Genomic DNA, 12557 nt, shown 5'->3' with positions numbered 1-12557 from the left:
TTCCAGCACCCCCACGCCGGAACCGAGCATGCTCCACTCCCATCTGACCACCCTCAACGCCGTCTCCCTGGTGCTCAACGCCTTCAAGGCCGAAGGCCTGTCCAGCGAAGCCTTGTTGGCCGGCAGCGGCATCAGCGCCGCGGACCTTAGCCGGGCGGACACCCGTATTACCACCAACCAGGAAATGCAGGTCTGCGCCAACGCCGTCGCGCTCAAGCGTGATATCGGCCTGGAACTGGGCCAACGGATGCACGTTTCGTCCTACGGCATACTGGGCTATGCCCTGCTCACCAGTGCCACCTTCGGTGACGCGTTACGCCTGGCGATGCGTTATCCGGCGCTGTTGGGAACACTTTTCGAGCTGAGCCTGGAAGAGGACGACGAGTGCGTCTGGTTCGTCGCCGCCGATTACCGGGAGAATCCGGCGCTGGCGGTGTTCAACGCCGAGTTCTGCCTGGTGTCGCTGAAAGTCATTTGCGACGACCTGCTCGGGCATGTCCTGCCGCTGCTCGCCGCGCGCTTCGAACATGCCGCGCCCGACTATGAGGCGAGCTACGCCGAACACTTCGACTGCCCGCTGCACTTCGGGGCACGCAACAATGCCTTTGCCTTCGACAAGCGCTGGCTCGATCAACCCCTGCCGCTGGCGGATGTCATCACCCACCAGGCCATGGCCGAACGCTGCCGCAAGCAGAACACCGAGTTCACCGGACGCCAGGCGTGGTTGGGGCGGATTCGCCAGTTGCTCAGCGCGCAATTGAATCCGGCGCCTGGGCTTGAAGGGTTGGCCGAACAGATGAATTGTTCAGCGCGCACCTTGCGTCGGCATCTCAAGGATCTGGGGTGCAGTTATCAGGAATTGCTGGATGAGTTGAGATTCGAGCAGGCCAAGCAGATGTTGTGTGAGGACCAGATGCCGATCTACCGGATTGCCGAAGCGTTGGGTTTCAGCGAGACCGCGAGTTTCCGCCATGCGTTTGTGCGCTGGAGTGGGGTGGCGCCCAGTCAGTTTCGGCCCTGAAGATCAAAAGATCGCAGCCTTCGGCAGCTCCTACAGGTACAAGGGGCGAATTTCGGTCAATCATTTTGGCCATATTAATCCCCTTTTGGCCTTTCCTGCCGTTCTCCGAAACGCTCGACGCCGCAAGACTGTATGCAACCGAAACAGCCTGCGGAGAACAACAAAATGCTGACGATCTACTCGGACGATCACCACCTGCACCACGGCCGCTGTGAACTGATCGACGGGCAACTCAAGCCCTGCTTCGAGATGCCTTCCCGTGCCGACCACGTGTTGCAACGGGTGCAAAAGCAGAACCTGGGCCCCGTCGAGGCACCCGGGGATTTCGGCCTCGGCCCGATCGAACGTATCCACAGCCGCGACTACCTCGACTTTTTCAAAGGCGCCTGGGCGCGCTGGACCGAGTTCAACACCGACGGTGACCTGCTGCCCTACACCTGGCCGGCCCGCACCTTGCGCAGCATCAAGCCCACCAGCCTGCACGGTCAGCTCGGCTACTACAGTTTCGACGGCGGCGCACCGATCACCGCCGGTACCTGGCAAGCGGCCTACAGCGCGGCGCAAGTCGCACTGACCGCACAAGCAGAGATCCAGCGCGGCGCCCGCGGTGCCTTTGCCCTGTGCCGTCCACCGGGGCACCACGCCGCCAGCGACTTGATGGGCGGATATTGCTACCTCAACAACGCCGCCATCGCCGCCCAGGCCTTCCTCGACCAGGGCCACAAGAAAGTCGCGATCCTCGACGTCGACTACCACCACGGCAACGGCACCCAGTCGATTTTCTATGAGCGCAGCGACGTGCTGTTCACCTCGATCCACGGCCATCCGGAAGCCGAGTTCCCGTTCTTCCTCGGCTATGAAGACGAGCGCGGCGAAGGCGCCGGGGAGGGCTTCAACTTCAACTATCCCCTGCCCGCCGGCAGTGGCTGGGATGCCTGGAGCGCTGCACTGGAGCAAGCCTGCAACGAGATCGAAAGCTATGGCGCCGACATCGTCGTCGTATCCCTGGGCGTGGATACGTTCAAGGACGACCCGATCTCGCAATTCAAGCTCGACAGCCCTGATTATCTGGCGATGGGCAAGCGCATCGCCGCCCTCGGCAAACCGACGCTGTTTGTCATGGAAGGCGGTTACGCGGTGGAAGAAATCGGCATCAACGCGGTGAACGTGCTGGAAGGTTTTGAACAATGAACAAGATCAAGCATGTCATTGCTCCGGCCCTGTGCGCGGCGCTGCTCAGTACTGGCGCTCACGCCGAAGAACGAACGCTGCGCGTCTACAACTGGTTCGACTACATCACCCCCAAGGCCCTGGAGGATTTCAAGGCGCAGAACCCCCAGGTCAAACTGGTCTATGACATCTTCGACACCAACGAGGCGCTGGAAGCCAAGCTGCTGACCGGCAACTCCGGCTACGACGTGGTGGTGCCGTCCAACGTGTTCCTTGCCAAGCAGATCGAAGCCGGCGTGTTCCAGCCGCTGGATCGCAGCAAGTTGCCGAACTGGAACCACCTCGATCCCAAGCTGATGAAGCTGATCGAGGCCAACGACCCGGGCAACAAGTTCGCCGCGCCCTACATGTACGGCACCATCCTGATCGGCTTCAACCCCGACAAGGTCAAGGCCGCACTGGGGGCCGACGCACCGGTGGACAGCTGGGACCTGATCTTCAAGGAAGAAAACATCAGCAAGCTCAAGCAGTGCGGCGTCGCCCTGCTCGACTCGCCCTCGGAGATCCTGCCCCTGGCCCTGCAACACCTGGGCCTGGACCCCAACAGCAAGAAGCCCGCGGACTACGACAAGGCTGAAGCGCTGCTGATGAAGATCCGTCCGTACGTCACCTACTTCCACTCCTCCAAGTACATGGCCGACATCGCCAACGGCGACATCTGCGTCGCCGTCGGTTACTCCGGCAGCTTCTCCCAGGCCGCCAACCGCGCCAAGGAAGCCAAGAACGGTGTGGTCGTCGACATGCGCCTGCCCAAGGAAGGCGCGCCGATCTGGTTCGACATGCTCGCCATCCCCAAAGGCGCGAAGAACCCGGAGGACGCCTACACCTTCATCAACTACCTGCTGCAACCCCAGGTGATCGCGCCGGTCAGCGACTTCGTGGGTTATCCGAACCCGAACAAGGACGCCACGGAACTGGTGGACCCGGCGATCCGCAATAACCCCAACCTGTACCCGACCGAAGCGGCGATGGGCACGCTCTACACCCTGCAGCCGTTGCCACGGGATGCCGAACGCGCACGCACCCGGGCCTGGACCAAGATCAAATCCGGAACCTAGTTGAAACAGAAGACCCGCAGTGACGCGGGTCTTTTTTGTCAGCGATACATATCTACCACCCTGAGCCACCGCCAGCCCTCTACCTTGCCCGAAAACCGCGTTGCCCCCCGCAGCGCTCCACCGGACACAGGAAACGGCCATGCCCGACTCGCCCGCCATAAACCCCGACGACGTACTGACCCAACTGGTGGCAGGTCCTTCGATCAGGGAAGTCGCTGCAAAATCACTACGTACCGCCCTCGACATCCACTACCCCAATCTGCACATCGACCCGAATGTGACGATGGTGGTGACACCTGCCTGGATCATGACCGACGCTCAAGTCGTTCCAGGTACGAGCCATTTTGAATTCCTGACCGAGGTGCTGGTAAGACTGAGCCTGTCAGGCAAATCGGTGACCTATCTCGACGGTGAACATTTCCTGACACGGCAACCGGGAGTCGAGCCGTTAACTCATCTACCGGTCAAGATCAACGCCGTCGGATGCCTGCTCAACACATTGGCCAAATTATTGTTCGTTGCCTATCAGGAGCAACAACTCGATTACTGGAACCGGCCCATCGCGGACTCGACGCCGCGCTGGCATCAGTTGCGCGACGCGCTACACAAGCTCTGGAACGTCGACAAGGTGACGGACTGGGACGAGGACCTGCGAGAAATGGCCCTGTCCCTTTTCCAGTACCCCGACAAGCACGAACGAGCAGCTCACGACCGCTACCAGACCAAGGCCTGCCTGATCGATATCGATAGCCTCGATACCGCCACGAGCAAACACTCGTGGGTCCTGGAAATGGCGGTGCTGGTGGGCACACTGGAGGATCGCACCCTTGTCGTGACCCATTCGATCGCCGAAGGCTTCAAGCGCTACGATTCGCTGGCGTTATTGGGCGAAATGCTGTCCGGGCGCATGGTCACGTCCAGACATGACCGCACGTTGCAATGGCGCCTGTACGAGCCCGCAGGGATGTTTTTCGAGCATCAGGCCTGGGCGCTGATTGCCCTTGAGATCGACGCCATCGGCGCCTTTGGTAATGCCACCTGGGCCCCAACCCTTGATCCGCAGGTGGCCGCATCGGCGAACAATTTCTCGCAACTTCACCCACCCTCGACGTCGCGCTACAGCCAGATCCAGCACCTGTTGCCGGACTGGCTGGCAAACGCGTCGCCCACCGATCTGACCCGCTACAGCCGACACTTGATGGACCTGGCGCTGCTGCGTGAACAGCACCACGGCCAGACCTTTGATGAAGGCATTGCCGCGCTGCCTGATTTTGCCCTGCAGGCGTTGACCGATCAGATGATCAAGGACCAGAAGATCAAGGATCAGGCAGCCGCGACCTCACTGAAACTGGCGGACATCGAAGTCAGCATTACCAGCCTGGTTGTGCTCGGCGCGGTCATCGTGCCCGGCCAGACACAGACCCTGAAAATGTCGTTGGCTGAATTTGCATTGCAGAACCTCGCCGGCCTGCCGCTGGGCGACAAAACCGTGCAATACAACGACGGTGAGGCCGCGCCTGCGTGGCTGACGCCGGCCTACCTGGAAGAACTGGTCAGCACCGTCAACATCGGCAAAACCTACCCAGAGCTGATCAAGAACAAGTTGCTGGTCGATCCCGGGGAAAGCCTGCGTCGACAACGCCTCTACACCAGCCAACTGCACCTGCAACTGCCGCTGCTGGCGCTGCAACTGAAGATCCGTGGCGGGGCCAGCGGCATCGACGAACAGGGCTATCGGTACGTGGTCGCCGCCTTGCAGGAAAAGACGGCCGATCGCTACGTCGACGGGCAGGAAATCGCCATTCGTCCGTTGGCATTCATTCCAGGGGGACGCAGCGACAACAAGGCCGACGAAGTGGCCAACATGTTCCTGATCGGGCCGAAACTGGCCGACAAGGGGCCATGTCTGCTGTATCGACCGCTGCTCGATCATCCGCTGACGCAGTATTCCAGCGAGGCGAATCTGCTGTACGCGATCAAACACGACAAGGCGCTACGCCAGTCGGTCCTGGCCTGGCTGCCGCAAGACCTGTACTTCAACTATTCCCAGTATGTCTTCCCAGGAGAGCTGCCCTCGGTCTGGACGCTCTCGCAGTGGTTGGTCGACCCCACCTCGACATTGGGCATGATGGGGGCTGTCACCTTCAGTCCTGCGCCACTCCCTGAGCCGCCGCTGCAAGCGGTGTTCAACGCCAACGCCAATGCACTGGTCACCCTGGCGGACAGGCAATCGGTGTCCAATGGAGAACGGCGTTGGGCGACGTTTAAACAGGGCGCATGGATGCTGTTCAATGTTGCCCTGCCCTTCCTCGGTCGCACCGCCGGGACGGCCGCCTGGATCTGGCAAATCATGGATGACCTGCATGAAGCCAATGAAGCCCGCGAAGTCGGCGACAGTGATCAACAATGGGCCGCGCTGACCGATCTGTTCCTGTCACTGGGCATGGTGCTTGCCCATCACGCGGCAAGTCGCGACAAACCTGCGCCGCAGACCGTCGAGAAGGTTTCGACACCGGCTTCCAGACCCCTGCGGCCGGCAAAAATCACCCTGAATCAAGCGGCCGATGTCGCCGCCGAGCAGTTGCCTGCCAACCATGAAACGTCGGTCTACACCCAAGGCTTGTTGCCAAGCGTGCCGCTGGGGGTCTTGCTGGACAGCCTGGCGATTGCCAAGCCTGCGGCATTGAAAGACACACCTGCCGTGTCCGGTCCTCATCGCTTCCTGATCCCGCTCGAGCAGAAATGGTATGCCCGAATCAATCAGCGCTGGTTTGAAGTGATGCTCAATGACAACGGTGATGTGCAGATCATCGATTCAAGACAAACCCCGGCCAGGACGGGGCCCCTGTTGATTCACTCGGAAAAGGGCGAATGGTTCGTCGACACACGCCTGCGGCTGCGCGGCGGCGGTAGGGCCCGAAGGGAAATCGAACGCAAGAACCAACAGCACAGGGAGGATTTGAGGAAACAACTGACCACGTTCGATGCCCGCAAGCTTGAACTGCAAAATGAACTCGAGGCCGCGGAAAAGGCCGCCACCGATGCAAATCGCCAGCCCCTGCTCGACCTGCTGGACTCACAGCTGGCGGCCTACGGCGCCTACATCGACCAAGTGAAGAATTTCAACGCCATTGAGCCCATCGTCAATTATCGCCCGGTCACGGTCAGTTGCCTGGACTATCAGCTGTTACTGACGGAGAAATGGTTCACCCGGCAAAACCTGGCGTTCGGAGAAAGCATGCGCAGGTCCCTTGCCTTGCTGGACAATGAGACCCTCGAAGGCACCCAGACTCCCCGCCAGGTCCATCAGCTCACCAGCGACATGACCCAGGGCTACATTGAGAAGATCGAGTTCGCCCACGCCCGCATCGAGGATCTGATGCGCCTGGGCAAAGAGGCGGGGGAAGCGGCCCGCCAATGCAAGGCGCAACTGCCGAAGTTCGACCTGCAGGATCTGAAGCTGTTCCAGATCAGCCTGGCGCAGGAGTTATGCCTCGACGACAGCGCCACGGTCGACACCGCGCCAGCCAGCCAGGCCATGCAGCGACTCGTCGAAGATGCCGGCCTTACCATCCAGTCGTCCATCGACCTGGCGGCCCAGGACCATGAGCTTGGCCTGGAAGAACGCATCGACGGCTTCAATGATCTGGTGGAGCAATACGCAACCCTGGACCAACGAATCGTCGATCTGCCCGACGAGTATTCGGGGCAATTGCTACAGCCCCCGCTGGAGCGGATGCGCCAGCAAATCGAAGAATTCAAAAAGCGCAGCGAGAGACACCTGGCGAGCCTGCTCAATGAGCGCAGGATGCTGGAACCGACGCCCGGCCCCTCACGCCCGGCGCCTGCGCCCAGGCGCGTGATCAAGACCCGTTTCAAGGGAACGGTCGTCGGCAAGCTGCGCGAGCGTACCAGCGCTGATGGCACCGAGCTGCTCGATGTGACCTCGACATTGAGCGGCAAGGTCGTGACCTTTCACGAGAAAACGCCCGGTGTCTGGCTCGAACATGTGTCGAGCTCGCGCGCGCCTGAGGCCACCGGTCCGGTTGATCTGAAGACCAGTACCCAGACGGGACAAGCCTTACTCGACGAGCTGGACGAATTTACCCGCAGAACCGAGGCCCACGCCAAACGGCCGGGGCGTATCCCCGTGGAAATCGAGGACCTTTTCCAACAAAGGGCCCGCCGGATGGAGGACGCCGCGACCGCCATCGAAAAGGCCCTGACCAAGCTGAACATTACTGACGGCGGTCCGGGCTCCGCTGTGAGCATGGCCAAACAGCTTAATGAGGGCGCGGTCAGCCTTGATCAAAAGGGTCTCCAGACTCGAATCAGCATGACCAAGCAACAACCTCCCACCGTCGCTCGCGTCGAATGGCTGCACAGCCAAGGGTTGGTCGTCATCGTCAAGACTGCGGGGCGCAAGCGGCTCAAAGGGCACCGCAAGGACTATCTCGAGGAGTATGAAATTCGTGACGCCAGCTCCGCCAAAGTGCTCTGGTACGCCCACTTTCACTACCCGACGCCCTCCGCCGCTGCCGACGCCTACAGTGCGGCGCACTTGAAAACCGAAGCGCAACGCACACTGGGCGGCGCGTTTGATCTGCGCACGGTCAGCAACAACGAGTTGATCGCGATCTACCGCAGCGAGATCAGTCCACAACTGGCTCGATCATTGTTCTTGCCGAAAGCGAAAACCGGGGGCACGACATCATGACCAGTACCCCGACACCGATCGCCCCAAAAGACTCGACACCCCTTCTCGAAAAAAGTGATCTGGTCAGCCAGACCAGCCACAGTCCGCTGCCGAGTGAAGTCGCTTCGGACCTGCTGCGCGAGAAATTGGCAACGCGCTACCCGGCACTGAACATCGCCCCTGACAAAACCCTCGTCGCCACCCCGCAATGGCGGGTGGTGGATGATCACGTCGAGATGGAGTCGGTCGAATTCCTTTCGCTCACCCACACACTTGTCCTGCAGAGCCTGTATGGCACAACCGCCAACTATCTCGAAGGCGAACATTTCCTGACCCTGGAATCCGACGCCAACGACCCGGTTCATCTCGCCGTCAGCATCGAAGACATTGCCCAGGTACTCAACGACTCGGTGCCACAGTTGTTCGTCGAACTGCAGAAGCGCCAGCTCGATTACTGGAACCAGACAGGCCAGAAAATCCCTCGCTGGCAGGAGTTGTCCGATTCACTGCGCAAGGCATTGAATGTGCAAACGGTAAAAGGCTGGGACGTCGACGAGTGCACGATGGCGCGCGAAGTGTTCGAAGCCCCGGACAAGGCCGCACGAAAGAATTCGAACAGCGGCCTATCGGCCATTCAGGCGTGCCTGATCGATATCGACATCGTTAAAAACACGGTTGCCAGCCACCTCGTGATCGGCGGGGCCCTGGTGCTCAAGGCCACCTGCCGCGAACGCGAGTTGCTGGTGATGTACACGATCGAGCGCGGTTATGAGTCGTTCAGCTCAATGGAACAATTGGGCAATTCGCTGCCCGCCCGCCTTGAGGAATCGCTCGAAGGGCGCACCTTGACATGGCGGCTTTTCGAGCCTGATGGCAACGTTTTTGACCATATGGCCTGGGCCCTGGTCTCGTCACAGCTTGATGCCATCGCCTTGATAGGTTCCCTTGAAAAACCGGTCGAAGATGATACCGAACTCGAAAGCGGGCTCGACGAAACCGAACACGCGCGGCTCATGCAACTGCACGCGGCGATTCCCGACTGGCTGCGCAACGCATCGCCCAAGGACATTCAAGACTACAGCCGCTACATCACCGCACTGGGCAAGCTCTATCGACAGCCTGAGCACAAGGCAGCCAGAAACGAAATACCTTCCATCATCGACTTTGCCCAGCGCCTGATGGCTGAAGCGATCATCGCCGATACCCGCGCAGTCGATGCCGCGACGCTGCCGCTCAATGAACTGCGAATCAACATCACCAACAGCTTTACCTCTGGCAACTTCACACTGCCCAACCCCCTCGACCACCGCACCGAGACGCTCGCCGAGTTTGCCATGGAAAACCAGGCGCCCTACATGGCAACCGTATCGTTCCTGCACGGTCAGTCGGTTCCGCCATGGCTCACACCAGCGTTCCTCACCACCCTGGCTGCACAAGTCAATATCGGCGAGGCGTACCCGGCGCTGATCAAACGCAAGCTGATCGACGAGCCCGTGGAATCCCGACGCCAGGAAAACTTCTACTGCGACCAGTTGCGCTTGCTGTTGCCGCTGCTGGCGCTCGAAGGCAAGGTCAAACAGGAGGCGGGCATTGATGAGCTCGGCTACCGATTCATCTGCGAGTTGCTCGACAGCGATACCGAAAAGGCCCATTCCATCGCCATCTACCCGCTCAAGCTGACGCCGCAACATCGCCTGATCAGCAGCAGTGACAGCGTTGAGAACATGTTCCTCATCAGCCCTCGAAATGCAGAAAGCGGGCCTTGCCTGCTGTATCGCCCGATGCAGGACCTGCCCCTGTTGCAGTTTCCTTCCAGGCAAAACCTGCTGTACGCATTGCATCAACCCGGCGAGCTGAGGGACTCCGTGCTGGCATGGCTGCCGGACAACACCCTCAGTTATGAGTATGACCAATATGTACTCCCCACCGGCCTGCCATCGCCGTGGATCGTGGCCGAACAGTTGGTCAACCCGTTCAAGCAGGCGCAAGGGTTCGGGCAAGTAACGTTCGCGAATGACGAAATAACCGGGAATGTCCTGTCGGCACTGTTCAAAAGCAACGCCCGGGCCTTGGTCGACCTGGCTGACCGCCAGTCACAATCGAATGCCGAACGCCGCTGGACCCTGCTCAAGGAAAGCAGCTGGGCATTGTTCGCCGTCACCTCGAACTTTCTCACCGGCGCTGTCGGGACGGCCGTATGGGTATGGCAGACCATCAACGAAATCCAGCAGGCCATCGACGCCAGTAATCGAGGCGACTCGTTCATTGAATGGACTTCGCTGTCGGACCTGCTGCTGATCACCGGCATTGTCCTCAGCCATCATGCCGCGATGCGTCGCAATACTCTATCAGGCAAGCCTCGACTGGCGCGGCCGTCGTTAGAGAAACCAACACTGCCTGGGGGCGAGCCTGTCACCGTCCAGTTCGACCCGGCCCCACTGGTCGCAGAACTTGCACCCGGGCACCGCTCCTCGCTTGAGGTGGCCGGCTCGGTGCCACGTCGTACACCGGCGGCGCTGGGTACTTATCTGGACACGTTCAAGGTCGCAGCCATTGATATCACCGACAGGAACGTGACAAAGGTCAACGAAAAACCTCCTCACCTCTATCAACACAATGACAGGAACTTTGCCCAGGTCGGCGAGCGCTGGTTCCAGGTCATGGTAAGCGGCGAGGACCCTCCTCACATCGTTGACCCTGACGAGCCAAATCGCAGCGGTCCGCTGCTCACGCATAATGCCAAGGGTGAGTGGTTCATCGACCTGCGCTTGCGCCTGCGTGGTGGCGGCGGCAATGCCTTCAGCAAACCCCTGGTCGCTGCCAATGAGATGCGCTTCAAGGAACTGGAAGAGTCCCTGACCTCATTCAGCGATCAACAGAAAGTGCTGGAAGATGAGCTTTCCACATTGCAAACCGACATGCAGAAGTCAACCCAGGAGCATTTCGAGAGCCTGAGCAAGGCGTATGCGCAAAAACTGGAAGTCACCATTACGGCGTATCGGCAGGCGCTGGAAAAACTCCGCGAATGGCGCACCCTCGGCGGTAGCAAAAACTACGTCCATGAATTGCTGCGTATCAGCACCTCGCTGCAGAAGAACCTGTCGTTGTGGTTCGTCATCAAGAGAACCGAATATGCCCAGGCGACAAGGATGATGACCGACACCGGCCAGACAGAACCGATGCCCCTGAAAACCTATGTGGCCAACATTCAAGTGGCGACTGACCTGAGCCAGGAAATGGTCGAAAAACTCGAGCTTTCGCACTCGACGATCGAGGGTCTGCGCGCGGCAGGAAGGTCCGGCATCGAGAGAGCGAACGAAATAAAAAAGCTCGCGCCATCGTTCAACGTGCTGGATCTGAAAACCAACGAGATTGGCATGGCCCAGGAACTGTGTCTTGAAGACAAGGCCAGCCCCCTGATGCCCCAGGCACGGGATGCCGTGGGTAAAATCATCGTGAGTGCCGCCAAGGCCGCCATTCAAGTGGCTGACATGGCAGCGGCTGGCGACAACCTGCGCCCTCTGCAGTCTCGCATTGAAGCGCTGGACAGCCTGATTGAAACCTTCGCCGATGCCGACCAGCGCCTACAGGAGTTGCCGGACGCCTACCCCGACCTGCTCAAGCCAGCCCGACTTCTGCACCTGCGTGGACTGATCGGCGAGTTCGCGCAATTGGCCCAAAACCGACTCCAGGCGTTGCTGCCGCAGCCCCCAAAGCCGCTACAAAAAGCCACGACGAGCAGTCGCCAGGCGTCTTACCATCAACCGGCAAAAGTCCGAAAAACCCGGCCGAAGGCCCCGGCCAAGAGCGAACCCGGCACTACCGCGCAGGCTCCCCTCACGCCCATCGCGCCCATGATCCGCCAACAACCGGCTTCGACACTCAGCGACGAGGAGCTCATCGCCGCCGCCATGGACCTGAACCTGGATACGTCCAGATTCATCGAGCGCACCGCCAAGGACGCGTTGCGCCCAAGGCGTATACCCGCTGACATACAGGATCTGTTCGATCAACAGGCGCTCAAACTGGAGCAAGGCGCCGACAGCGTAGATCAGGCCGTGCTGCGGAGTAAAAAACGGGACGGCGAACCGCTGCCGGTCGCGACCCTGAGCCTCGAGATGCGTGCAGCCGCGCGTCAAATGCGTGAAGAAGGCATCAGCGTTCGAGCGAAGTTATACAAGCTGCGCAAACCGACTCAAACGGCTTTCAAATGGATGCACGAACACCAGCAGGTCGACGTCGCCGCCGACCCACGAGGGCGAATCCAGACCACAGGGATGGGCGACTTCTTTCGGGAGTACCGGATTCTCGACAAGGCCAAAGGCAAGACGATCTGGGTGGCGCATTTTCACTATGAGAGCTTGACCAGCCCCGCCGACCAGCCAACGGCAGCCCACCTGAAAATCGCCGATGACTATCTCAAAACCCTCTCCCCCGACCAGCAAACGGCATTGAGCGCCTTCGAGCCCATCGATGGCGTCCTGCGAAAGCTCGTCGACCCCGACCTGCGCAAGCTCTTCTGGGACATGGAACCTAAGGCCAAATCCTGAGG

Annotated in this window: 5 protein-coding genes; all 5 read left to right on the top strand. The window is 60.1% G+C overall.

Annotated elements, in window-relative coordinates:
• The first annotated feature begins 28 nt into the window (after positions 1-28).
• The 5 genes from NPS56_RS28065 to NPS56_RS28045 all read left to right on the top strand — a co-directional run bounded on the left by NPS56_RS28065 (position 29) and on the right by NPS56_RS28045 (position 12555).
• Positions 29-1021: an AraC family transcriptional regulator gene (locus NPS56_RS28065; protein ID WP_274077663.1), complete on the top strand. Its 993-nt coding sequence runs from the start codon at positions 29-31 to the stop codon at positions 1019-1021.
• 165 nt (positions 1022-1186) lie between these two features.
• Positions 1187-2212 carry a histone deacetylase family protein gene (locus NPS56_RS28060; RefSeq protein ID WP_274077662.1) on the top strand — a complete coding sequence of 342 codons (1026 nt, stop codon included), beginning with the start codon at positions 1187-1189 and terminating at the stop codon, positions 2210-2212.
• Complete coding sequence (locus NPS56_RS28055) at positions 2209-3309, top strand: polyamine ABC transporter substrate-binding protein (RefSeq protein ID WP_274077661.1); 1101 nt, start codon at positions 2209-2211, stop codon at positions 3307-3309. The genes NPS56_RS28060 and NPS56_RS28055 overlap by 4 nt, the downstream gene beginning before the upstream one ends.
• A 139-nt stretch (positions 3310-3448) precedes the next feature.
• The gene (locus tag NPS56_RS28050) at positions 3449-8026 is read left to right on the top strand and encodes a dermonecrotic toxin domain-containing protein (RefSeq protein ID WP_274077660.1); all 4578 of its coding nucleotides are present in this window, start codon (positions 3449-3451) and stop codon (positions 8024-8026) included.
• Positions 8023-12555 (top strand): dermonecrotic toxin domain-containing protein, encoded by a 4533-nt coding sequence (locus NPS56_RS28045; RefSeq protein ID WP_274077659.1) that lies wholly within the window; start codon positions 8023-8025, stop codon positions 12553-12555. Before NPS56_RS28050 ends, NPS56_RS28045 begins: the two co-directional genes overlap by 4 nt.
• Positions 12556-12557: the final 2 nt, after the last annotated feature.

The sequence above is a fragment of the Pseudomonas putida genome (assembly GCF_028682635.1).
Classification (GTDB): domain Bacteria; phylum Pseudomonadota; class Gammaproteobacteria; order Pseudomonadales; family Pseudomonadaceae; genus Aquipseudomonas; species Aquipseudomonas putida_AE.
The sequence above is the reverse complement of the archived record's forward strand: the minus strand, read 5'-3'. Positions and strand labels throughout refer to the sequence as shown.